The following is a 24,836-nucleotide window of genomic DNA, read 5'->3' as shown; positions in this document are numbered from 1 at the left end:
CCTCTCGTGGCGATGGGGTTCCACCCCATCGTTTTCGTTGCGGGCATTCTGAAAGACTGGATAAAACCGATGGGACTCACGATTAGCGAAACCGATGGTGGCGATGATAGTGATGATGCAAACGATAACATGAATGGTGAACGGGCACGACTAGCGAAAACTATCAGCATAGCTCAGACCATTGGCATGAACAACGGGCTGGCGCAAACAGTGGCTGGCACGATGGGCTAACACAATCATATGGATTAACACAAACGACGGCAGACATGATGGACTAATACAAACAGTGACGAACACAATAACTCAAACGATGGACTAACACAATCAATGGCTAACACAAACAATGGCAGATATGATGAGCTGGCGCAAACAACTAGCGCAAACGATGGACTAACACAAACTGTAGGCTAGCGAAAACGACGGACTAGCGCAAACGACGGGCTCCGCTCGATCCTGCGGATCATCGCTCACCCATCGCCACGGGAGACGGGCCTCCGGCCCTGAGTAGGGTAACGAAGATGAATAACAGTAACTTCACGTCATGAACCTGAGAGTCGTTTTTTTGCTTATTCCCATCCTTGCCGTTGGCTGCCGCGCTGCGGCACCGCCGAAGACCATCCGTTTGCCCGCGCAGATAAGCGAAGCCTCGGGCCTGAGCATCAGCGGCAACGAATTCTCCTGGCACAATGACAGCGGAGACGGGCCTTATGTCTACGTAACTGGCAAAACCGGGGCGATTATCCACCGGGATACTCTCTCGGCAACTGCTTCAGACTACGAGGACGTCGCCCGCGACAATAACGGGAATTTATACCTCGGCGACTTCGGAAACAACGCCGGCAAGCGAACGGATCAACGCATTTTCCGCTACCATCCCGACAAGCCCGGCACCGATTCAATCGTCTTCACTTACCCCGGCCAGAATGGCGGTGGCCGCGACCAGCCCGGAAACTACGATTGCGAAGCAATGGTTTGGCACAACGATACCCTTCACCTTTTCACCAAAGACCAACTCTTCGACAAGGGCAAATTCAAGACCTATCACTTTCGTTTACCCGCCACGCCCGGTCGTTACGTCGCCGAACTGGTAGACAGCCTGCACCTGCCCCGCCGCGTGGTTACCGCCGCGGCCTACGACGCAGAGCGGAAAGAACTGGTACTGACCGCTTACAATTTCAAATTCCTGGCCGGCTTCTGGCCTTCCAGCGCAGCCTCGCTGATCTCGATAACCGAATTCCCGCAGGGGCATTTTCTCCGGGGAAAAGTTCGCCGGCGTAACCTCAGCTGGTTCTGGCCCACCCAGTTCGAAGCGGTAGATTTTTACAACGAACAGTGGCTCTACGTCGGCAGCGAGGGGACGCGGGTGCGGAAGCATGCAGTGGGGAAACGGAAAAAGAGGCGGTAAGGGTGAACGGCATACAAAGCACCCCAAGACCTACTCCCATAACCGACTCCCCAACCGGTAAACCATCGCCCGCTGCCCGGCGAAGCCGGGGATGTAGCGCGACAGCAACGCTACCTGAGCGTTTACCGCTCCGGGTAAAGCCACTTCGTGGCGGAGCAGGTCTCCTTCGTAGAGGTAAATCCCGTCGAGGTAGGTCGATTGCCTGACCCGCCAGCGCTGGCTTGCTCCCGTTGGCACGTAGGCCACAAAGCGGGAGGTATCTCCCAGTTCCTGCATGTCGGGTTCATTGATGAGGTAGGTGAGTTCATCGCGGCGGTAAACGGCCGCCCAGTCGTAGGCGGCGATGGCCAGGTCGAGGTTGATGGGGTAGCGCTCCGTACCGGAGAGGTAGGTTTTCAGGATATTGGTATCAACGATGGAGTTTTCCGTTTCCCAGGCGTTGAGGTTGCCGACGTTGTAGGCCATCAGCGTTGCGCGGTTCAATGGCGGAACGCCCTGGGTGTCACGGTCACGGTATTGGTGCAAACGGATGGTGCAGGTCAGGGAGCGGTGTTCCAGACGGGCGTACACTGCTCTTAAAAAATCGAAATATGGCACCTGCGTCCGCGCCGTCCAATCGCAATCAATTTGCAGCTCGGGGAAGTCGGTACCGAAGAGTTCCTCCGTAAGCCCAACTATGTCTTCGGCCAGCGCTTCCAGCTTGTGAGCCGGCTGCCGGAGAAAGACCTCGTTGGTAATAAAAACGACGGGAACCAGCTGCGGCAACCCCACCGTATCCGTCATCCGAATTAGTGCGGTGGGTTCGGGCTGGCCGTTCGCCCAGCTAACATCAAAAGCCTTTGCGTAGAGGCGATCGCAATTGTGTTCCGTCAGTAAACTACGTGCAGTACTGTCGGGTGCCAGGCTGGTTTCCCAGTGGTAAAAAGTCGTTTTGGGAGGAGAAAATTCAGGGGCGCGGCCGCAGGTACAGAGTAGGGTTAAGAGGCAAAGTAACAGGGATGCTCGCTGCGCGCTCAATCCCGCCACCGTCCCCTCCACGACTACTACAGGAACTGCGTCGCGTTCCTTCCAGCATCTGGCAAAGAGTGTCTTAGCCTTACGAGCGGAGCGAGCTACCATGTTTCGAGTACTGAAGTAAAACTTCTCATAAACTACTAAGTTGCCTCGGCCACCCCAGGTGAATTTTGGCGCATCCTTAAAGCTTCACGACCTCTTCCAGTTTTGGTGCCTTCCATGATTTGAATCCGTCTTCCAGCAGAGTTTCGCCGAAACTTTCCATCCGTTCGATCGTGCCGTGAACGAGGAAAATTTCCTTGCAGCTCTCCTTTTGGTTCTGCAGAAAATCGGTCATTTCGGAACGATCGCCGTGGGCCGAGAAACTGTCCATGATCACGACATCAGCCTTGAGCTCGTGATATTCGCCGTAGAGTTTGAGGCCTTCGGCACCGTCACGCAGTTTACCGCCGGGTGTCTGTGGAGCACAGTATCCAACGATGAAGATGGTGTTGTTGGGGTTGCCCATAGTGTTACGCAAGTGGTGCTTGCTACGACCGGCGTTCATCATGCCCGAAGCGGAAATGATGATGGCTGGCCCCTTGAGGAAGTTCAGCGCTTTGGATTCCCGAACATCCTGAATGTAAGTGAGGTCGTTGAAGCCGAAGGGGTTGTCGTCGGTGAGCATGTATTCCTGCAATTCGGCGTCGTAACACTCGGGGTGAGCCCCGAAGACCGTGGTAGCGTTGACGGCCAACGGGCTGTCTACAAAAACTTTTATCTTAGGTAACCGACCAGCACTTTCCAGTTGGTCGAGCATGTGAACGATCTCCTGCGTACGGCCCACACTAAAGGCAGGAATAAGGAGTTTTCCACGCTTTTCCACACATGTTTCCTTGACGATTTTGAGAAATTTCTCGATTTCGTTCGGTTTCAGATCGTGCTCCCGATCGCCGTAGGTCGACTCGCAGAGGAGGTAATCGCAGGCCGGCATGGGTTGAGGATCCCGGAGAATCGGGCGGTTGGGCCGTCCGATGTCTCCCGTGAAGCCAACGGTTGTGGTGGTTCCGTCGGCGCGTTTTATGCGCAGCGTCACGCTGGCGCTGCCGAGGATGTGTCCGGCATCACGATAGAGCAACTCTACGTTATCGGTGATGCGCTCCCAGCGGTCGTAGGGCAAACCAACAAAGCGCTCCATGGCTGGCTTCACGTCTTTACGGACGTAAAGCGGCTTTTTGGATTTGCCGAATTTACCGTGTTTTTTGTTGTAGTACTCCGCGTCTTTCTCCTGAATGAAAGCCGAGTCGAGCAGCAAAATGGCGCAGAGGCTGCGGGTAGCATGCGTTGCATAAATCTGCCCCTGAAAACCATCTTTCACCAATTTTGGCACCCGCCCCGTATGATCGATGTGAGCGTGGCTGAGGATGAGGCAATCAACACTTTCCGGCTTGAAGATGAAGTTCTCGTTAAAGTCTTCCATTTCTTTACTTCTCCCCTGGTACAGGCCGCAATCTAAAAGGATAGTATACCCGTCATCAAGGGTAATGAGGTGAGCCGAACCGGTAACTTCGCGGGCCGCGCCGCAGAATTGAATTTGCATGAGGGATTTTTTCTTTGCGGGTAAGGTAAGAATAGAGTTTCAGCATTCTGCATTTAGCGCAAAGCATTTAGAGCTTGTTCGGGTTTTGCCTTCTGGCTGATTGCTGACAAATTTGATGCTGAACGATAAGCGAGAAACTTGCATAGTTATAGCTATGGAAATTTTGAGCGAAGAAGCGCAGCATTAAATTTGGCGCAAGCAAGCCGAAGTGTCAAGCCCGAACAAGCTCTAAGACCTTCACAACCGTCCAATCCTGCCCGAATGTCAACTGTTCGCAGCAAAAACCTACACCTAAACTCCCTTCTTCTTCTGCCGGGTAAGACGCATTCTGCCGCGTCGTCGTTTGGGTAGAAAAGCCTCATCGGTTTCTTCCTGCCAGTACCCCCGCAAATGAGGATCCCACAAATCCGGCTTGAATACTATCTGATACTGCCGGTTGAATTCGGGCATGATATCATTGGTTACATCCCCGGCAAAGGAGGTCTCCGTGAGCGAAATGCTGAGGTCTTTATATCGGTACCCTTCCAGGTCCATCCTCAGGGTTGAGCCATCGGGAAGTTGTACGTAGCTGCGGCCTTTTACTTTCCGGCCTTCACTGGTCAGGTACAGTTGCATGGGCAACTGCTCATTGGAATAGATTCCGCCAACGGTCATAAATCCTTCCCAACTCCCGTCAAGCGAACCCTGAGCGGAAAGACTGAAAACAAGCAAAAAGATAAAGGAGGTAAGGAGAATACGGAATCTGGTCATGGAGTGGGGCGGGTCTGTCAGGACGTAAAATACAAAGTATGAGGGTTTTGGTGCGTGGCAAGCCCCTTCTTTTACAACGGCGGGCCTCACCCGCTGATTATAGTTCTCCGTTTTTATTCCGTCCGCATAGGTTTCGAAGGTTGGTTCGCGCCCCCGAAAACCGCCCTCGATCGCAGCAGGCTTACCCTTTGGCTTCCGGCAACACCCCGGGGTTTTCTTCGCGAAATTTTTTCATCAGTCGCGGGCTGATAACGAAGCGCATTTTCCGGCCAAAACTGCCAATACCGTTGAGCTCGATCACTCCAATCCGGAAGAAAAGGAACCTGAACTCACTCAGAGCTTCCACGTCCTGATCCCAGCGGTAAAAAGCGGTACGAAAATAATTACTGACGTACACTTTTTCCCCATCGGTTTCTACCCGTTTGAGCGGCCAGGTGAGGACGAAGAAACTAACGACCCCCACCACCAGGGTGAAGCTCGCCGCCCAACGCAGCGAGGTCATGTTCAGCCCTCCGAATTTACTGGGTTCCACCAGCCAGACCACCATGGTCAGGATAGCCATAATGGTGATCCAGAAAACGGGAAGGAAAATCTTGAGAAAGAGGGTAGCGTTGGAGGAGAGGCGATACATAGCACAAAGGTAATCAGGCAAACGACTTCGGTTCGTCCGCAAAGTGTCACAGTAATTTTTAGCTCTGCTCGCTTCAGTAGTCGGCTCCTTCGTTTTTCTTATTTGACGGCAGCATTAAACCGAGTAACACGAAGAAAACAATCACCCCCACGAATAAAGCCTGACTGATCAGACGCGATGAACCAGCGGCGGTGAAATTGAGTACACAGTTCACACCTCCCAACAAATAGGCCAGGCCCAGAAAACCGAAGCCAGTGCGCCGGAGCCATCGCTGAGGCATCACCTGGGCGATTAGCCCGACCAGCCCGTAAACGAACAAAAAGGCTGCGGCAGAAAAATAGAAGTCGACTCTCGTATACACGTACACCGAATAGCAGGTTAGTGCTCCGGTGGTATGGACCAGATTCCTTGCCTGATGCCAGTTCTCGAAGAGCATCACTTTGCCGAAGGATCGTTTGCTGGCGATGCTTACGTAAACAACCGGCAACAGCGTTTTGACGACTACAACGCCACAGAGCACGATCAGGAGCCAGTCGAACCACAGAGCAGATATCTTTGACGCCAGCGCACTCACCGGCACCAGGGCCAGCAGCCCGATGCCCATAGTCAGCCAGCTTCCCCGCAACGACGTATTTGTGCCAGTAGCTGCTTTTGCCTTCGCCTGCAGGACGCGTTGCGCCTGCTCCCGCCCGGGCGCAATACGCAAGCTTTCTTCCTGGAAACCTACGGCAGCCCGCAGGTCTCCCTTCAGGTCGCTGGTGTACGCCGCGATCTGAAAAGTTTCCGCATTTTCGGGTTCCTGGCGCAACGCCTGCTCCACTACCCTGTTCGCCTGTTCTACTTCTCCGCGCCAGGCCAGCAGCATAGCCTTCAGCTGGAGCGCCTTCAGCAGCGTAGGATTGATGGCCAGCGAACGATCGACGTAGGTTTCTGCCGTACGGTAGTCGTCGGTCACAACGTGATAGCGGGCCAGCCCCAAATGGGGAAGTGCCTCTTCGGGGGCGAGCGCCAAGGCGGCATCGAAACATTGCTTTGCTTCTTCGATGTTCTTGCCCCGGATCAGCAGCACCATGCCGAGGGTATGGTGAGCGAAAGGATCTTTGGGCTCAGTACTTACCGATTGTCGAATACTCGCCTCCGCGTCGCTCAACCGGCCCAGTTCGTACTGGCATTGCCCGATCAGCAGCATGAGATAAGCATCCTCCGGCCACTCGGCCAGTCGCTCACTAAACTCACAGATGGCTGCCTCGTAGCGCTTCATTGCCATCATGGCGCGGCCACGCTCGTAGGGTTGGTTTAGCAGGTCATCCAGATCCATCATTCGTAGTAGTTACAGGGTAGAGCCGAAGGCGTTCTTTTGGTCGACCGGAACTCAGCGCCGGAACCGGCGCTGCCACTGGGTACCGTTGCCCCGCGCATCCGTCACTTCCAGCTCGAAGAGGTGCTCGCCGGGGCCGGGGTCACCGTTGGCGAAGGAGTAGATAAGTTTACCGCTTTTACCGTCGTGCTCCAGCAGTGCCCACTTCCCGTCTATGGTTCCCCGGAAGTTCATACGGCCTCCGGAGACGTTGTCGTCCATAACGATACTGAAACCAGTAGCACGGCGCAGGTCGGTACTGAAGTAGTTTACCTCTACGGTTGGCGGAACGGTATCCAGAAAAAGGCCGTAATCACCGAAGGTTGATATATTGGCAGCCATGCGTCCGTCTTCGGTCCAATCTCCTCCGTTGCTGCTCAGGTGGCCGGCATCGTCGCAGCTTCCCAGAAAGACGTGGTCGCGCAGGTCGTCGGCTATGCGGCCAACGGGCCGCAGGTGCAGGCGCCCCGAGCCATGGAGGGGCGTGCGGTAGTCGTGAACCTGATGAACATCACTCAGGTGATTCGCCGAGCGATCGGGCAGGCGGGCGTAACGAAAAAAACAATCGCGGTAGAGAGCATCGGCGCTCAATTCCAGCCGCATATCGTTGTTGTCGATAACGCTTGCCTCACCGGCAGGAAGAAAATACTGATGGGGCTCGGCAGCAGGTGCAGTGGAGGTTGGGCGATATACCACCACCAGACCGAGCTCCGAAGTATTGCCCGCAAAGTCGACCGTCTGTAGTCGCAGATTGATCGGCTTTTCGGGCTGCAACACCAGGCTCCCGTCGTAAGAGCCGGGGCTTTCAACCTGCTTTGCATCCTGCGGCCGCGCCTGATTGAGAAAGGCAAAAGGCCCGGCCGTATCCTTCGGCATCGGAGCGCGGAACTGCTGCGGAGACAAGGCCCAGAAGCGGTGAAACCAACTCTCGTTCTCCATCCAGTCGGCGTAATCGGTCAGGGCGTTCAGGTACTCCGTTTCTTCGAACGGGATGCGCGCGAAGCGAAATTCGAAAATCAGAGTGGAGTCTGCATAAAGGTTGCCTCCGAAAATTCCGTTCCAGTTCGGCATCGCGTTCTGGCGGTCGTAGCTTTTCAGCGCCAGCCCGATGCGGCGGCTGGTTACCACCAGCGTATCGTCTACCTGGTAGTTACCGCTGCGCAACGTCTGGGGCGTAATCGTTCGGCTTCCCGTTTCCAGTCCGCGATCATCGAGTTCGTACACCCTCAGTTTTCGGATCGCCGGAGCCCGTGTGTCCGGGATGCTGAACCCGAAGGCCAGCGGATTGAGCGCAACGTCGCCCGCCTGTTCGCGCATCTCGAAATGAAGATGCGGACCAAAGCTGTGCCCGCGGTTCCCCACTCCTCCGATCTGCTGCCCCCTGGTTACCGGAAAAACTGCCGGCCCGAACCGCAGATCCTGCCGGAATTCTTCTTCGGCAAACTGCCGCGCCCGAACGGTATCCAGCAATTCCGGCGCGAGGGTTTCCAGGTGACCATAAACGCTGCGATGCCCGTCGGGATGATCGACGTAAATTGCCTGACCATAGCCACCAGGGCTTACAAGTATCCGGCTGACGTACCCGTCGGCTACCGCATACACCGGCGTGTTAACGCTGGCCCGAAAATCCAGGCCTGCATGAAAATGGTTACCACGCAGTTCTCCGAAAGTGCCCGTTACGAGCAAAGGTCCACCCAGTGGTGCATCGTACTGAAGCTCTTGAGCGGAAAGAAAAGAAAAAGTGAAAAAGCAAAGGCAGAAGAGTGTACGCAAAGGGTTGTTTTTTACCGGTGAAGATAGGGAAGCAGGCAAAGGTATCATCGGTATTGATCACGGAGGTGCACCAACACCTTAACGACGGTTGAAACCGCAGTATTTGGGAACGCAAAACTCTTAAAACCAGCGGATGAAATTACAGCGGAAAAACCACCATCAGACTGCCTCGTTACGCCCGGCCCACCACAAAAGAAAACCCGACTCCGTGGATGTTCTCAATCTTGATCCGGGGGTCTTCTTTGAGGTATTTGCGCAAGCGGCTGATGAACACATCGAGACTCCGGCCCAGGAAGTAATCGTTCTCCCCCCATATTTTCTCGAGGATGTCACCGCGCTCACTCACCTGGTCACGGCGTTTGCTCAGGTAACACAGTAGTTCGGCTTCACGGCGGGTAAGTCGGCGGGGAGCCTCGTTTTTATACTGCAGTTGCAGTTTCTCCAGTTCGAAAGTATAGTCTCCGATCTGTCGTGGATCGAACGCCGGAGATGAAGGCCGCACCTTGTTGCGTCGCAGAAACACTTCTATTTTCAGAATGAGTTCCTCAATACTGAATGGTTTGGTGATATAATCATCGGCTCCCAGGCGAAGCCCTTGCAGCCGGTCTTCCTTGAGGCTCTTGGCCGTGAGAAATAAGATGGGTACATCTTGGTTTTTATCGCGGATCTGGCGTGCAAGTTCAAAACCGTCTACCCCTGGCAGCATCACGTCGAGCAGGCAGAGATCGTATTCGAAGTCGCTTTTTTTGATTTCTTCCAGGGCGCTGCGTCCGTCCTGACAGTGGGTAACGGTGAAGTCGCTCAGTTCCAGGTTATCTCTGGTTACAAAACTTAACGATTCATCGTCTTCTACGTAGAGTAAATGTGCTTTAGACATAGGTTTGCTTGGGTGGGCTCGTTCAAAAAATTGGGCAAGGAGGTATCTATTCGCGCTACATCACCGCATCCACGGCTACTGTTTGTTTTTTTACGGCCAGGAGTGGCATTTGTATATGGAAAGTGGCCCCTTTGCCTTCCTCGCTTTCCACCCGTATCGTCCAACCGTGGGCTTTACAAATCTGGAAAACATAAAACAAGCCAAGACCAAACCCTTTAACATCGTGGACGTCTCCGGTGGGGACGCGGTAGAATTTCTCGAAAAGCCGATCCTGGTGTTCTTTGCTGATGCCGGGGCCTTTGTCGGCTACATACAAGTGCAGCTGGCCGTTTTTGCGGCGTCCACCGATGGTGATCTGCGGATTATCCCCACCGTACTTCACCGCATTATCGAGCAAATTATGAAGGATGTTAGACAGGTGAACGGGGTCTGCGTCTACCATCAGAGACCCTTCGGGCAGGTGGGAGATCAGTTTGCCGCCACGCTCTCCGGCTCTTAGCGTGATGCCGCTCAGCAACGGAGGCAGGAGCTCTTTGAGGTCGACCTGCTCTTTTTCGATTTCGAAATTTCCCTTTTCGATGCGGCTGATTTGCAGTACTTTTTCCACCTGGTTGTTCAGGCGTTCGTACTGTTCGTAAATCAGGGTGGCGTAGCGGCTCAACCGGGCATCGGCCGAGATGCGCTCGTCTCGCTGAAATACCCCGGCAGCAATACGAATGGTTGACAGCGGCGTCTTAAACTCGTGGGTCATGTTATCGATGAAATCCTTTTGCATTCCGGCCAGGCGGCGCTGACGCAGAATCACGATCATCGAGAAGATGAAGAAGGTAACAGTAAGTAACAGTACGGCCGTAAAGAAGAAAACCACCTGCATTTTCTCCCACAGGTAACCGGTCCGTTCGGGAAACTTCACACTAAAATAATAGAGCAGGTCCTCATCGATGGGGAATGTGCTGGCACTGGAGGCCTCGCCGGATGCCGGTTCGGTCGTGGGCTCGCAGCGGGCGCCGTAAACCATGCAATTGCTCCCACAATCGAAAATGGAGTATTCAAAAGGGACGTCGAGCCCCAGGCTCACCAATTCTTTTTGCATCAGCTCTTCCAGCCGCACTGATTGGATTTCGGACTCAATGTTAACGAGAAAATAATTGCTGCTGCGCTGCCGGACGATGTCCTGACTCGGCAGGTCCGAGTTGTTCGCTGCGGCCAGCTGACGTGCAACGCCGTACAGCGCCAACTGCGCTTTTTGCCGGAATTCCGTATCGTTCAGGTTCCAGGTGGTTGCAACCCAATAGGTTTGCATCCCGACGATGCCGATGATGGCCACAACGCCCAGAAAGATGACCCGATTGACTGTGTACTGCTGCATGAGGTGAAGAATAAAGGAGTAAGAAGGAAGTAAAACCCCGCGTTCTTATGCTCGTTGGCTCCATTAACAAGGCATTAACCGTGGGAGTTGTAGTTCTCCCAACCGCCCCGGTAACTACCTACAAGTTACGAACAGATGCTTTAAGGGCGCAAACGCAGGTGCAAAAGTGGGTTGTGAGGCAAAGCCTCCGGGAAAAATGTACTCAAACTGATACCCGCACTCCATCTCCCCCACCCCAGCGCAACCGGCGTCCGCGTTTCGTCCTGATTTTCAGTCCTTAATCTGCTGGCCCGACTCGCCCCGCTTTCCTGCTTAAGCCAACAATTCCGGGGGCGTCAGCCCCCTAAACGCCCGGAATATAGCTACTAACTAAAAAAATATCGCCTTACTACTTGCGCAAGGGAAACAACGGCAGTATATTTGCGGCCGCTTAGAGACTTAGTCTCCAATAGCATAGACCCATGGTGTAATTGGCAACACATCAGATTTTGGTTCTGTCGTTCAAGGTTCGAGTCCTTGTGGGTCTACAGAAACAGCTCCTTCACTTCGGTGGAGGAGCTTTTTTGTTTTGGGGACGAAACTGTTTATCCCTAACGCTCGCCTAAGTAGAATGCCCTCTCCTAATCACGATGGGCTGACCGCGGCGAATGCCCCTTCGATCAGCCCATCGTTGTAGTAGCAGTAATTTGCAGTTGCTCCAACTACCGGCAAGTCACTATCGCCGGTAGTCTGTTCAGATCAGGTAGAGACAAAGTGGTTGCATTTCGGCTCGTTCTCGTCGGCGCAATCGTTGGTCTCCCATGGTGCGTCGTCGCACTTGCAACCGGTAATGTTTCCTTTTTCGTCTTTCATGAAACCGCAGGCGCCTCCGGTACAAGCGTGGTTGAAGACGATACTCAACTTCTCCCCGGCACCTTCTTTCGCCGAAGTATCGTCTTGCGGCTTCACCACGATCGCAAAGGGGCTGTTAACGTCCTCGGTGGTGTTTTTCAGGTAAAAGATAATGTTCTTCACTACCCCTGCCCCGTTGCGGTCTACCACCGTTTTAAAGATTTCGTTTGCTTTCGTACCGGCCTTCAGGTTGGCGTACCGGAGGATTTCCGATTTATCGTCATCAGCTATCACAGGTTTGTTGTCCTTCAACCCTATAGAAAACAGCGTTTCCTTACTTCCCTTCAGCGATACACTAATAGCAGGCGCGTCGATCATATCGGTTTCAGCAGAGTCCGTGGCCGGGGCCTGATCGGCAGAGCAGGAGAAAAAAGCCAGCAGGACGCCAAAGCATGCTACGACAGGAGACCATAATAATTTATTCATGTTTTGTATTTTTTAGATGACAGGATCAGTTTGTAAATCTTGTTTACATAGCCCGGATGGTGTAGGCCACTGCACTCAGACCACAACAAACAGTATTCTTTTAGCGCACATCCGCTCCGACTTACTACCATCACGAGTTTGCCGCCGGCACGAACCAGCTCTCTCAGGTACGCGCAGCAATTTTATGCATAAGCTACACTGCGAGCACGAAGTACCTGAATCATTGTGATACGACGAAGTTAAACAAACTGCGCAGTAAAAAGGGCCGAAAAAGATACCCTCGGCTCTTTTCTTTCCACCTTGTTTCTCTCGACCTGAATTGCCCGGCCACAAACTTTAACTGGCGGCAAGCCGACACTTCCCATTTACGAAGAAATTTCGCCACACTCCGCTTTAAGGTAATTTTATATCTTTGCTGTCCTCCTTACCCTGTTTTAACACGGTACACTGACCTTCTATTCGGACAATTATAAAAAGGCTATTCTACACCACTTTTTGTCTTTATTACTGAACAAGTGTGCATTTTCAACGTACAACCCGCGCGTTGCTGCCAGATCGCTCTGTGGCAACCGTTCCTCTTCAATCAATTCTGTATAAAACCAAGACATTCATGAAGCAATTCTTACTTTTCACCCTACTATCCATGTTCACCCTGGGCCTCAGCGCGCAGGTTATTTACGTGGATGCTGATGCTACCGGCACAGGCGACGGTTCTTCCTGGGCCGATGCTTACACTGATCTAAACGAGGCTCTACTGGCCGCCACCTCAGGCTCATCCGTCTGGATCGCTGATGGTACTTACACTACCCCTGAATCTGCGTCTTTTTTCATCGACAAGGAAATGACCGTACTCGGTGGTTTCAACGGAACCGAAACCGAAGCATCTGCGGCAGACCCCACCACCAACCTTACCATCCTTAGCGGAGACGTAATGGGCAACGACATTGCTGGTTCTTACGACAGTCTCGCTTTTCTCGACAACAACCGCGTTCTGTTCATCCAGGACACCAACGACGTTTCGGCTTACACCGTTACCCTCGACGGATTCACGATCGCCAACGGCGGTCTTGCTGAAGACATCCCTGCTGACGGCTCACTGCTTGACTACTCAGGTGGTGGCCTTCGTTCTTACGCTCGTCTTGCTGCCAGCCGCCTGACGTTCACCGCCAACCGTGCTAACTTCGGTTCTGCACTCGCGCTGATCTTCCCTACCACTGATGGCTCTACTTTCGATGACATTACCCTTACGGGCAACACTTCCAGTACCAGCCACCAGTTCTACATGAACTCCGTGAACGACATCACCGTTTCCAACTCCAACTTCATTGGCGCAGACGGCGAAGAGCAGGCTTCTGGTTTCATCAGCGCAAACTTTGCGGTGGGTGTAACCATCGACAACTGTAGCTTCTCCAGCCTGAGCACCCCAGCCAGCCGTGGCGCTGGCATCCGTGCTGCTGACTGTGATCGTTTCACTGTATCTAACTCCACTTTCGACGGCCTCACGGCTGACCTTGGCGGTGCAGTACAGATCTCTCAAACCGCCGATGCTGCTCCGGTAGATGGTGAAACAATGGGCCTCGATGACTACGTTTTCGAGAACTGTACCTTCACCAACAACTTCGCTCTCCAGCGTGGTGCCGCAATCACTTCTTTCAACGCCAACGCCAACCTCGTTGGAAGTACTTTCACCGACAACCGCGGTGGTACTATCGGTGGTGCTTTCTACCTTCAGCCTGCTGATGGTCGTTCTTACCTCTTCAACTTCGAAAACACAACCGTAAGCGACAACCAGGATTCTGGTGCCGGTGGTGCGATCTGTCTTCTCGTTTTCGGTACTGCCGACGTAGAAGGAACCATCATTAACTCTACCATGAACGGCAACGTTTCTAATGGTGGACAGGGTGCTGTAGCTTACCTCCAGGGCATCAACCACTTCACCATTACTGATTCTGAGTTCTCAGAAAACGTGGCTGGCTTCGGTACCATCATCTCCCGTGGTGCTGTTGGCATGGATATCGTCAACACTACTTTCGAAGACAACGGAAACTCTACCGATGCTTTCCAGGGTGCTGGTGTTGCGATCTACATGGATCCGGGATCTACCGGTTTCAGCGTAGACAGCTCTGAGTTCATCGGCAACACAGTTACCCAGAACGGTGACAACATCCGTTCCGGTGGTGCTGCCATCTACGCGCTTGGCAACGAGCTTTCTGAGATGCCTTTCGTTGTTACCAACTCTACTTTCAGCAGCAACGCTGCTGCTGACGGAACAACTGGTGGCGCTATCCTGGCCCTCGGTTCTTTCGGCTTCAACGTCGACAACTCTGACTTCATCGACAACACCGCAGGTGGTGAAGGTGGCGCAATCAACGTTATCGTTGACGAATTCAGCCGCGACACTACCGACGGTGTGATCACCGTAACTCCTGAAGTTTTCGCTGGTACAATCAACAGCTCACGCTTCTTCAACTCTGTGGCTGGTACACAGGGTGGTGCAATCGCGACTCAGGGTTCAGTAATGGACATCTCCAACAGCGTATTTGTTAACAACCTCGCTACCGGTAGCGACCCCGACGCAGGTAAGAGTGGTGGTGCCATCATCTTCAACGGTAACGGCCCATCTCTGGACGGCGACAACAACGACAACGTCCGTGAAAACGGTTCTTTCGTTCTCGACGCAAACTTCATCCACAACACTTTCGCCATCAACAGCTACATTGAAGACGAAGGTTTTGGTGACGACCTCGCTCTTTTCCAGCCCGGAGACATCAACGACACTGATTCTAACTCTATGAAGATTGTTCTCCTGAACAACGCTTTCATCGGCAACACCGAAAGACCAAGCATCGAGATCGAGCCTGGTGCTGACAACGCAGAATTTGGTTTCGTTGCTGTTGGCGACGTGTTCGTTGAATCACTCGGTGGTAACTTCTACAACGCTGAGATATCTCCCGACTTCGAGCTCAACGCCAGCGATATCGTCAACGAAGACGTTGAAGCAACTGATGTTTTTGTTGACATCGAAGATGACGCAGGTGAAGGCCCCAACGCTGACCTGGTGATTACTGACCCACTCTCCGACAACCCACTCATCAACGGTGGTGTAACTAACGCCCTTGTTCCTGACACCGACGTACGTGGTAACCCACGTGGTGATTTCCCTGACATCGGCGCCTACGAAGCCGATCAGGGTGCAGTTTCTACCGCTGAGCCGATTGAGAACAGCGGTCTTGACATCACGTTCTTCCCGAACCCAACTCAGGACATCCTCAACGTTCGCAACGACGAAACTACCATTGAGCAGTTCACCCTCGTGGTTGCTGACCAGACTGGTCGCATCCTGAAGGCTAACCGTTTCAGCGGTAGCAACAACCGTGTTGACTTCACCAACGTACCTGCCGGTGTTTACAACCTCCAGGTAGTAGTAGGTGGCAAGATCTACAGCAAGCAGATTGTTAAGCAGTAGGTTTTAAGAAGACGCAAGGTCTCTGACCTGAGTTTTCACCATTAGGGCGGAAACCGACCAGCATTCTTTTCGCGAAGATGTTGGTTGGCTTCCGCCCTTTTTTTGTTGGCGGCTCCGGCGTCGCTCCTTCAAATAAGCTTTTTTAGCAGCAATAGCTATTGGTGTACCCGCCTTATAATCGCCGATCAATATCTTTACCCCATGTACCAACTTCTGAAACCCCTTCTCTTCCAGATGGCTCCTGAGCGGGCCCATCACATCACTGTCTCCGGCCTGGCCGCAACGTTGGCCGTCCCGGGCATCAGTCATGCCTTCCGGTCTGTTTATGATTTTGAAGACAAAGCGCTCGAGCGCACCGTGTTCGGGCTTCCGTTCCCCAACCCCGTTGGCCTCGCAGCTGGCTTCGACAAAGACGGCAAGTACTACAAAGACATGGCGTCCCTTGGATTCGGATTTCTGGAGCTAGGTACCGTTACCCCTTTACCCCAACCCGGCAACCCGCGGCCGCGCCTCTTCCGGCTTCCGCAAGATCGTGCCCTCATCAATCGGATGGGTTTCAATAATGAGGGCGTCGAAGCGCTGGTGCAAAGATTGTTGAAACAAGGTCGCCCCGGGAAAACAGTACTGGGCGGAAACATCGGTAAAAACAAAGCAACACCCAACGAAGATGCGGTGAGCGATTACGTAAAATGCTTCGAGCGCCTCTTCCCTCTGGTCGATTATTTTGTGGTCAACGTAAGCTCGCCCAACACCCCAAACCTGCGGGCACTACAAGACAAAGAACCCCTCACGGCCCTGCTCGCTACACTACAGGACCTGAACGTGAAACTTTCCAGGCCTTCGGTCAGCATGATTGGCGCCCCGCTCGGAGTACCAGGTGAGCTGTGGGCCGAAAAACCGATCCTGCTGAAGATTGCTCCGGACCTCACCGAAGGCCAGCTCGACGACATTCTGGGCATCGTACAAGACACCGGTATTGCCGGCATCATCGCAACAAATACGACCATTGCCCGAAAACCATTAATCACCGATTCCGACGAGGTCGCTGCGATCGGTAACGGCGGACTCAGTGGTGCGCCCGTTCGCGCCCGTTCTACGGAAGTGATTCGTTACCTCTACGAAAACAGCGGTAAAACACTGGATATTATTGGGGTAGGCGGCATCGATGACCCCGTCTCCGCCCAGGAAAAACTAGCCGCCGGCGCCAGGCTGATCCAGGTTTACTCCGGCTTGGTCTACGCTGGTCCGGGACTTGTTCGCGACATCAAGGAATCCCTTTTACAAAAATCATGAGGAGAAGAAGTTTTCGCCAGCCGTAACTAAACCTCTATAAAGTCGGCAACAAGCCTTTGCTGCCCCAACTTTATTTGTATTTTGCGGATTCTCTTGCCTATGCGCAAGGAAAGATTCATTTCTTGATTAGATCCGAAAAGTATGAAGTTTAACTCTCAGGGTGACGATGAAGTTACCTACGACGCCATTGTGGTCGGAACCGGTATTAGTGGCGGCTGGGCCGCCATGGAACTGGCGACCAAAGGGCTCAAAACCCTTGTCCTCGAAAAAGGGCGAATGGTAAAACACGGCGATTATCCCACTGCCAACCTCGACGATTGGGACTTCGACTATCCTGGCGGACGGGTTCCCCAGGAAGTAATCGATAAGCATTACCCTAAGCAAAGCCGCACGGGCTACACGATCCGTGAGCCCAATAAGCACTGGTTCGTAAAAGACGATGAGCACCCTTACGACGACGAAAAAGCCCGCTTCGACTGGATGCGCGGTTACCACGTAGGCGGTCGTTCCATCATGTGGGGCCGTCACTCTTACCGCTGGAGCCAGATGGACTTCGAGGCCAACGCCCGCGATGGCCACGGTACCCCCTGGCCCGTCAACTACGACGAAATTGCTCCCTGGTACGACTACGTAGAAACCTTCGCCGGCATCAGCGGCGAACTCCTCGGTTTGCCTCAACTCCCCGACGGCAAGTTTTTGCCGATGATGCCCCTTAACTGTGCAGAAGACCACCTGCGCAAAGGAGTTATGGATAAAATGGGCCGGACCATTACTGCGGGCCGGGTGGCTCACCTCACAGCTTACGACCCTGCGGTCCATAAAGGAACCCGCGGTGCGTGTCAGTACCGCAACCGGTGTATTCGTGGTTGTCCTTACGGCGGCTACTTCAGCAGTGTCAGTTCAACCATCCCGGTTGCTCAGGCTACCGGCAACGTTACGCTGCGCCCCAACAGTTCTGTCTACAGCCTTATTATGGATAAGGAAGCCGGCAAAGCAAAAGGAGTTCGGGTTCGGGATACAGAAACGGGCGAAGACCACGAGTTTTACGCCAAAGTTGTTTTCCTGTGTGCTTCGGCTATTCCTTCCAGCTTCATCGTAATGAATACGGAGCACGAAGAAGAAATGACGCTCGACGTGAGTGGAGAGCTGGGCGGAAACATCATGGATCACCACTTCCGCGTTGGTGCCTCCGGCAAACTCGACGAGTACGGAGACCAGTACTACAAAGGCCGCAAGCCCAACGGTATTTACATTCCACGTTACCAAAACCTCGGCGATAAGCAGAGTGCCAGCAAAGACTTCGTTCGTGGCTGGGGTTACCAGGGCGGCGGCAGCCGGACCAACTGGATGCGTGCCGTACGGGAAATGAACGTGAAGGTAGGCCCCGCAATGAAGGAGGCACTTGTTGCTCCCGGACCGTGGCAGGTGGGTATGACGGCATTCGCCGAAGCCCTTCCCGACACCAACAACCGTATGACCATCAACCGTGACGTAACGGATAAAGACGGTCTGCCAACAATGTCGTTCAACGCAAAATGGACCTCCAACGCCTACGCGATGAAGGACCGCATGATGAACGATGCCGCAGAAATGCTGGAAGCCGCCGGCTTCAAGGATGTGAGCACGTACGACGCTCACAGCTTCCCGGGGCTCGGCATCCACGAAATGGGCATGGCACGTATGGGGTCCAGCAAGCGCAACTCGGTAGTAGACAAGCACAACCGTCTCTGGGCTGCGCCCAATGTTTACATGACCGACGGAGCATTCATGGCTTCTGCCGCTTGTGTAAACCCATCGCTTACCTACATGGCATTCACTGCTCGCGCAGCGGATCACGCCGTGAAGGAACTCAAAAAAATGAACCTCTAATATCAGTATTTTGGTCTATTGGCATTTTGGCGCACTGCTCCCGGCAGCGCTCCAAAATGCCAACAAGCCAAAACACCAAAATACCAACAAGATGAACAGAAGAGAAATATTACGCTACACTGCTTATGCCACCGGATTTGCCATCAGTGCACCGCTGGCTTCAGTGCTACTCACCGGTTGTAAACCCGATGCTGAAATGATGGCTCCGGACTATAAGCCCGGCTTTTTCAGCGAAGCTGAATACGAGTATATAACCAAGTTTGCCGATACGATGCTTCCAAAAACAGACACTCCCGGTGCTGTTGAAGTAGGTGTTCCGCAGATGATCGATAAGGTCGTCGGAGAAGTTTACAGCAAAGAAGATGCCGAAAAGAACCGCAAAGGTCTTCAGGCTCTGATGAGTAAAATGGATGCCGACAACCCCGGAGGCTTTGGGAAACTGGATGCGGACAAAGCCCTTATCTACCTGCAGGACCAGGACCTCCACTACAAAACCGGAAAGGTAAAAACCACCATGTCCGGCGAGGACGTACCTCAGGAGAAGATGGTTGAAGAAGCCGAAGCAACGGCTAAGTCAGCTTACTTCAATCTGAAGTCTGCTATCATCGGCATGTACTTCCAAACAGAGGAAGTAGCGACGACAATGCTCGCTTACGACCCGGTTCCCGGAGAGTACATTGCCTGTGGAAATTTGCAGGAGCTGACGGGCGGAAAAGCCTGGGCTTTGTAGAAATCAAACTGTCAGGCAGGCAGTCAGTCGGTTCGAACTGACTGTCTGCCTGGCGATTTCAAAATCCGTTTTCTTATTTAATTGACGATCTGACTATGAATTTCAACACTCAGGGAAAAGACGAAGTAACCTACGACGCAATCGTTGTAGGTTCCGGGATTAGCGGCGGCTACGCTGCAATGGAACTTTGTAAAAAGGGCTACAAAACACTCATGCTCGAACGCGGACGCATGGTGAAGCACGGAGAATACCCCACCGCCAACCTCGACTCCTGGGATCTTGAATTTCAGGGTGCAGTACCCCGCGAAGAAATCGCGGCCCACTACTACAAGCAAAACCGACTGAACTGGTGGGTAAAGCAAGACAATAAGCACTGGATCGTAAAAGACGACGAGCGCGACTACGACGAAGACCAGCGCTTCGACTGGATCCGGGGCGAGCACGTCGGTGGCCGCTCCATTATGTGGGGCAGACACTGCTACCGCTGGAGCGATCTCGACTTTGAAGCAAACATGAAGGACGGTGTTGCCGTAGACTGGCCCGTTCGTTATAAAGACATTGAGCCCTGGTATACCTACGCCGAAAAATTCGTTGGGGTACAGGGAAAAAAAGAAGGGCTGGCTCACCTGCCCGACGGTGAATTCCTGCCCCCCTTCGATCTGAACTGCGTGGAAGACCACTTCAAGCAGTCCGTCGAATCCAAGTGGCCCGTCCGCCGTATCACACCGGGCCGGACAGCCAACCTCACAAAATACATTCCGGAGCTTCACCACGGTACACGCGGACAGTGCCAGGCACGCGACCGTTGTTGGCGAGGTTGCCCCTTTGGTGGCTACTTCAGCTCACTCTCGGCGACCATTCCCGTTGCCAACGACACGGGTAACCTCACCCTGATGGCCAACAGCATTGTCCACTCCGTTATCTACGACGACAAAACCCAACGCGCCACCGGTGTACGCGTCATTGATTCCGAGACCAAAGAAACACGGGAATATTTCGCCAAGATCATTTTCCTGAACGCAAGTACCATCGGCTCAACAGCCATCCTGATGAATTCGAAATCCGAGCGCTTCCCGGATGGTTTGGGTAATGACAGCGGTGAATTGGGCCATAATATTATGGACCATCATTACGGCATGGGAGGCTCTGGTGTTTACACCGGCAAAAAAGACAAATACTACAGCGGCCGCAAGCCAAACGGCGGCTTCTATATCCCCCGCTTCCGCAACATCGACGAAGCGACTAAACGCGACGATTACATCCGCGGATTTGGTTACCAGGGTGCAGCAAGGCGCAATATGAACACCAACGCTCCGCTGGGGCCGGGTTTCAAAGAGGCCATCACCTCCCCTTCAGACGAATGGTGGGTAGGCGCAACCTGCTTCGGTGAATTGTTGCCGTACCACGAGAACAGATTTTACTTCCACGAAACAGATACCGATCAGTACGGCATCCCGAAGCTGGTATTCGATGCGGGCCTGAAAGAAAACGAACGAAAACTTCGTCTTGACGGCGTAAACTGCCTGGAAGAAATGCTACTCGCTGCGGGTTGCGAAAACGTACAGGTACACAATAACCCCACGGCGCCCGGCGCTGCCATCCACGAAATGGGCACCGCCCGCATGGGCCGTGATCCGCGGACTAGCGTCCTCAACAAATGGAATCAGGTACACGCCGTGCCTAATGTTTTCGTTACCGACGGCTCGTTCATGACCAGTGCGGGAACGCAGAACCCATCCATTACCTACATGGCCTTTACCGCGCGGGCGGTAGACTACCTCGCCAAAGAGATGAAGCGGGACGGCGTGATTTAACTCAACGTTTCCCCCGTATCTCCTTTCGGATGTTCTCACCTTAGAGCATATTTTAAGCCGGAGTTCGGAGACATAGTCTTTACCTTGCCGGCAAAAGACTATGTCTCCGAACTCCGGCTTGCATTTTCGTAGTATTTACCGCTTCCGCTCCGGGAAAGGAACCCACGTGGAAGACGTACTCGCCGTCGAAGAGCCTCTCGATATCCGGATCGGCAAACGATCAGTAGCCATTACTATGCGCACGCCGGGCCGGGATGTCGACCTCGCTCTGGGTTTCCTTTTCAGCGAAGGTATTTTGGAGGCGGGCACGCGGGTGCAGGCAAAGGTTAGTAAGAGCAATGTGGTAACGGTGAGCCTTCCTCCGGAAGCCACCGTAGACTGGAAACGCCTCGAACGCCACTCTTATACCAGTAGCAGTTGTGGTGTGTGCGGCAAGACTTCGCTGGAGCAGGTCTACGCTGCTGTTCCCTACGGTGACACCGTTTCCGGTGCCAGGCCAATAGCGCCGGAAATCATTCAGTCTTTGCCAGCCAAACTCAGGGCGGCGCAGGAGCTCTTCAGCCAGACCGGGGGAATTCACGCTGCGGGATTGTTCGATCCGGCGGGTAAACTCCTGCATTTTGCCGAAGACGTAGGCCGCCACAATGCCCTCGACAAACTCGTCGGGCATTATTTTGGTCAGGACCTGTTGCCCCTGGACGAAAACATTCTTTTGTTGAGCGGCCGGGCCAGCTTCGAGCTTATCCAGAAAGCCGCTATGGCTGGCATCGGGTTGGTTGCAGCGGTGGGAGCCCCATCCAGCCTCGCCGTCTCGCTGGGCGAAGAACTCGGGCTCACCGTTTGTGGCTTCACCTCCGAGCGGGGCTTCAATTGCTATTGCGGTGAGGAACGATTCAGTGGTCTCTAAACCGCCGAGCATCTGTTTATGAAAACGGTGCCTGAGAGCGAGGAGGGCTGCTTACTCAAAGACCTCTAGTCCTTCGAAGAGATCGTCCAGGTCATCAAAGCTTTTATAACCAACTTTTTCCTCGCTGCTGCCGCGCACTGCGAAGCCCGCAACCGGGTGCAGGTTTTTGATGGCCTTCGGGTTTTCGTCGCCCAGATTCAGTTGGAGTAAACACTGGTGAGCGGCCAAAATCCGGTTGAGGGCTTCGACGCCAAAAATTGCGCCTTCGGCTACGTCCTTATAAGTAACCCACTCTTCGAAACTGAGGATGAAAAGATCCGTAGCCGGGTGCCCAGCGATCATCTCCTCTATATCATCCCCTTTACGGAACTGATCGATGGTAAGCTGGCGGATAACTGAAATACCTTTGTCCTTCAGGCTTTCCGCTACTCCGTTGGGAGAGTCTTCGTGCAGCAGCACCGTTTTGATGTTATTGGTGCTTAGTGTCTCTACCCAGGTATCAGCGCTGTCAACGAGGCCTATTTCTGCTACGATTTCCGGTCCTTCCACCCATTCGCGGAGAGCGTTGAGGTATTCCAGGCTGATGGCCTCGGCTACTCCATCTCCCAGGGGGAATGCCAGGTAGTCTACTTCCCAGGCGGCGAAGTAACGAGCGTCGGTAAGGTGAGTAATGCCGGATGCCAAAACTTTGGTCGCTAACATGGTCTGAAATTTTCGACAAAGGTAATTCTATTTCCGGGCGGTTAAAACGCCCTTGAATTGAACCAACAGGGCCGTAGTCAAAGCTCCAATTGGCGTGGCATTTTCATTTCCCAAGCCACCGGCTGAAGCCGGTCTATTTACTGGTGCCTGGCAACGTCCTCCTCCGTTCGGCAGCCCTTCAGGCTGCTGTGGGGCAGCGTTGGCGACGCTACATCTGCAAAAACGTTATCCACACCCTGTTTTATCTTCATCCGTAAGCCTGCTATTTATCAGCACTTTAGCAAAGAGCGTTTTCCACGCCCTGTTTGGGGAAAAACGTTGACAACCGTGCCTTTATCCACACCATAGCACCCGCGGTCGCGCCAAAAGGTGCAGTTATCCACATTTCCACATTTTTCGGGTCTCTCTTTCCACTCATTACTGACATAGTGGGGTCATAAATCCCCAGCGTTGAGCAAAAAAGTTTTTCTGTTGACAAAGGAGGAGCTCCCTGTGGATAATTTTGCGAAACCCGCATCAATAAAGGGTTTTTGCTGTTAGCCAGACGTGGATAACGGGCTTGTAAATGGTAAGAACGAGAAAGAAGAATTTATCGGAGCTCTTTTCTCCCCGTTTCCACAGCCTTAATAACGATAATAGATTTAAATTTTAAAAAGAAGTTAATAACTATTAAGAGATGGAGGTGATCGAGAAAAAAACGGATACGAATTTGAGCACAGAGCGAAGCAGCTACCACCGTGCCGTGAAGATCTGGCTGATCGTTGGGCTCGTGATGGTTGTTGGTCAGATTGTGATTGGCGGCATAACGCGCCTGACCGAATCGGGGCTGTCGATTACCGAGTGGAAGCCGCTCAGCGGCGCTATGCCACCGCTTAATGCTGCCGACTGGCAAACGGAATACGAGAAATACGCCGCCAGCCCGCAGTTCGAGAAGGTGTTTGCCGATATTTCCATGGAGGATTTCAAGTTCATCTACTTCTGGGAGTGGTTTCACCGGCAGTGGGCCCGCATCATGGGGCTTGTGTTCATCGTTGGCTTTCTCGTCTTCTGGCGCAAGGGATGGCTGAGAGGCCGTCTGATGCGTCGTTTGGGCATTACGGTCCTACTGGCAGCTCTGGCTGCTAGTTTTGGCTGGATAATGGTCGCCAGCGGTCTTCATGACCGCCCGTGGGTGAATGCATATAAGTTAACAATCCACCTTAGTTTAGGAATTGTTCTGTTTTCTTACCTATTGTGGACAACCCTAAAGGTTTTGTATCCAATTAGGCAAGGTTATCCACAAAATGGTGTGGAGAAGTGGTTGAAAGCCCTGAATGTCGTCGTAATCCTGCAGCTTATCCTGGGAGGAATCATGAGTGGAGCACGCACCGCAATCGTCTATCCCGAGTGGCCACTAATGGCCGGCGAGTTTTTGCCGTCCGTAATAACGGACTCAAGCATGTGGAATGTGGATAACTTCGTTGATTACGAAGGTAGCCGCTTCCTTCCGGCCTTAATTCAGTTCTTGCACCGAACTACTGCTTATATACTGATAATCATTGTGTTAGTTTACTTTTTCAAGGCTTTTAGCAGGCTGAAAAGCGCTATGTTAGTAAAAACCAATGCCCTGTTGGTAACTTTGTTGATAACACAAGCTTCTATTGGAGTGGCTACCGTAATGGCTAGTATAGGACAGGTTCCTGTAGGCCTCGGAGTAGCCCATCAATTCGGTGCAATTGTACTGGTTGGAGTGCTTGTTTTCCTCAATTATCTGTTCCATCCGGGAGAGCTGTTAGTAACTGTGGATAAATCGGTGGAAAAACCCTAATAAAATAGTTGCAACTGTTAAGACGGGGTCGTATGGTGTGAATTTTCGCTGAAATAAGGTCTGCAAAATTATCTGCACGCAAATTCTGTGTTAAGCCAAGATTTGCTTGGTAGTAACACGTTTATGCTTACCTATGGTTTGGGGGCGCGAAGTTTTCAGAGCCCATCGTGTAACTT

The 24,836-nt window shown here is 53.1% G+C and carries 19 protein-coding genes and 1 tRNA gene; 10 read left to right on the top strand and 10 right to left on the bottom strand.

Annotated elements, in window-relative coordinates:
* The first annotated feature begins 12 nt into the window (after nt 1-12).
* Together FUA23_RS06010 and FUA23_RS06005 are read left to right on the top strand one after the other, a co-directional pair.
* Nucleotides 13-231, top strand: coding sequence for a hypothetical protein (locus FUA23_RS06010; RefSeq protein ID WP_147929819.1), 219 nt, complete (start codon nt 13-15; stop codon nt 229-231).
* A gap of 310 nt (nt 232-541) precedes the next feature.
* A complete protein-coding gene (locus FUA23_RS06005; RefSeq protein WP_147929818.1) occupies nt 542-1,405 on the top strand; it encodes an NHL repeat-containing protein in 864 nt (287 codons plus the stop codon).
* Nucleotides 1,406-1,435: 30 nt separating this feature from the next.
* Here the strand turns inward: FUA23_RS06005 and FUA23_RS06000 are convergent, their stop codons facing one another.
* The 8 genes from FUA23_RS06000 to FUA23_RS05965 all read right to left on the bottom strand — a co-directional run bounded on the left by FUA23_RS06000 (nt 1,436) and on the right by FUA23_RS05965 (nt 10,755).
* Nucleotides 1,436-2,524, bottom strand: a complete 1,089-nt coding sequence (locus FUA23_RS06000; RefSeq protein ID WP_147929817.1) for a hypothetical protein — start codon at nt 2,522-2,524, stop codon at nt 1,436-1,438.
* A 76-nt stretch (nt 2,525-2,600) separates the two neighbouring features.
* Entirely contained in the window at nt 2,601-3,998 is a 1,398-nt protein-coding gene (locus FUA23_RS05995; protein WP_147929816.1) for an MBL fold metallo-hydrolase, read from the bottom strand.
* Nucleotides 3,999-4,289: 291 nt separating this feature from the next.
* Nucleotides 4,290-4,748 (bottom strand): hypothetical protein, encoded by a 459-nt coding sequence (locus FUA23_RS05990; protein ID WP_147929815.1) that lies wholly within the window; start codon nt 4,746-4,748, stop codon nt 4,290-4,292.
* Nucleotides 4,749-4,929: 181 nt separating this feature from the next.
* Nucleotides 4,930-5,379 (bottom strand): hypothetical protein, encoded by a 450-nt coding sequence (locus FUA23_RS05985; protein WP_147929814.1) that lies wholly within the window; start codon nt 5,377-5,379, stop codon nt 4,930-4,932.
* 73 nt (nt 5,380-5,452) lie between these two features.
* Nucleotides 5,453-6,700 carry a tetratricopeptide repeat protein gene (locus tag FUA23_RS05980; RefSeq protein ID WP_147929813.1) on the bottom strand — a complete coding sequence of 416 codons (1,248 nt, stop codon included), beginning with the start codon at nt 6,698-6,700 and terminating at the stop codon, nt 5,453-5,455.
* 51 nt (nt 6,701-6,751) lie between these two features.
* Nucleotides 6,752-8,509: a M23 family metallopeptidase gene (locus FUA23_RS05975; RefSeq protein WP_187270907.1), complete on the bottom strand. Its 1,758-nt coding sequence runs from the start codon at nt 8,507-8,509 to the stop codon at nt 6,752-6,754.
* Between the two features lie 172 nt (nt 8,510-8,681).
* Entirely contained in the window at nt 8,682-9,386 is a 705-nt protein-coding gene (locus FUA23_RS05970) for a response regulator transcription factor (protein WP_147929811.1), read from the bottom strand.
* Nucleotides 9,387-9,441: 55 nt separating this feature from the next.
* Entirely contained in the window at nt 9,442-10,755 is a 1,314-nt protein-coding gene (locus tag FUA23_RS05965) for a sensor histidine kinase (protein WP_147929810.1), read from the bottom strand.
* 455 nt (nt 10,756-11,210) lie between these two features.
* Here FUA23_RS05965 and FUA23_RS05960 point away from each other — a divergent pair.
* Nucleotides 11,211-11,282 (top strand) — tRNA-Gln (locus tag FUA23_RS05960).
* Nucleotides 11,283-11,493: 211 nt separating this feature from the next.
* On the opposite strand, the gene FUA23_RS05955 is transcribed toward FUA23_RS05960, so the two are convergent.
* Nucleotides 11,494-12,072: a hypothetical protein gene (locus FUA23_RS05955; RefSeq protein ID WP_147929809.1), complete on the bottom strand. Its 579-nt coding sequence runs from the start codon at nt 12,070-12,072 to the stop codon at nt 11,494-11,496.
* 610 nt (nt 12,073-12,682) lie between these two features.
* Here FUA23_RS05955 and FUA23_RS05950 point away from each other — a divergent pair.
* The 6 genes from FUA23_RS05950 to fdhD all read left to right on the top strand — a co-directional run bounded on the left by FUA23_RS05950 (nt 12,683) and on the right by fdhD (nt 22,151).
* Nucleotides 12,683-15,538, top strand: coding sequence for a T9SS type A sorting domain-containing protein (locus FUA23_RS05950; RefSeq protein WP_147929808.1), 2,856 nt, complete (start codon nt 12,683-12,685; stop codon nt 15,536-15,538).
* Between the two features lie 201 nt (nt 15,539-15,739).
* Complete coding sequence (locus FUA23_RS05945; protein ID WP_147929807.1) at nt 15,740-16,831, top strand: quinone-dependent dihydroorotate dehydrogenase; 1,092 nt, start codon at nt 15,740-15,742, stop codon at nt 16,829-16,831.
* 141 nt (nt 16,832-16,972) lie between these two features.
* Nucleotides 16,973-18,700, top strand: coding sequence for a GMC oxidoreductase (locus FUA23_RS05940; protein WP_147929806.1), 1,728 nt, complete (start codon nt 16,973-16,975; stop codon nt 18,698-18,700).
* Nucleotides 18,701-18,791: 91 nt separating this feature from the next.
* Nucleotides 18,792-19,430: a gluconate 2-dehydrogenase subunit 3 family protein gene (locus tag FUA23_RS05935; protein ID WP_147929805.1), complete on the top strand. Its 639-nt coding sequence runs from the start codon at nt 18,792-18,794 to the stop codon at nt 19,428-19,430.
* Between the two features lie 95 nt (nt 19,431-19,525).
* Entirely contained in the window at nt 19,526-21,244 is a 1,719-nt protein-coding gene (locus tag FUA23_RS05930) for a GMC oxidoreductase (protein ID WP_147929804.1), read from the top strand.
* Nucleotides 21,245-21,344: 100 nt separating this feature from the next.
* Nucleotides 21,345-22,151, top strand: a complete 807-nt coding sequence (gene fdhD / locus FUA23_RS05925) for a formate dehydrogenase accessory sulfurtransferase FdhD (protein WP_147929803.1) — start codon at nt 21,345-21,347, stop codon at nt 22,149-22,151.
* A gap of 51 nt (nt 22,152-22,202) precedes the next feature.
* On the opposite strand, the gene FUA23_RS05920 is transcribed toward fdhD, so the two are convergent.
* A complete protein-coding gene (locus FUA23_RS05920) occupies nt 22,203-22,853 on the bottom strand; it encodes a beta/alpha barrel domain-containing protein (RefSeq protein WP_147929802.1) in 651 nt (216 codons plus the stop codon).
* 676 nt (nt 22,854-23,529) lie between these two features.
* On the opposite strand from FUA23_RS05920, the gene FUA23_RS05915 reads away from it, so the two are divergent.
* Nucleotides 23,530-24,660 (top strand): COX15/CtaA family protein, encoded by a 1,131-nt coding sequence (locus FUA23_RS05915; protein ID WP_147929801.1) that lies wholly within the window; start codon nt 23,530-23,532, stop codon nt 24,658-24,660.
* Nucleotides 24,661-24,836 lie beyond the last annotated feature (176 nt).

Origin of the sequence: Neolewinella aurantiaca (assembly GCF_008014675.1) — a bacterium.
GTDB lineage: Bacteria > Bacteroidota > Bacteroidia > Chitinophagales > Saprospiraceae > Neolewinella > Neolewinella aurantiaca.
The sequence above is the reverse complement of the archived record's forward strand: the minus strand, read 5'-3'. Positions and strand labels throughout refer to the sequence as shown.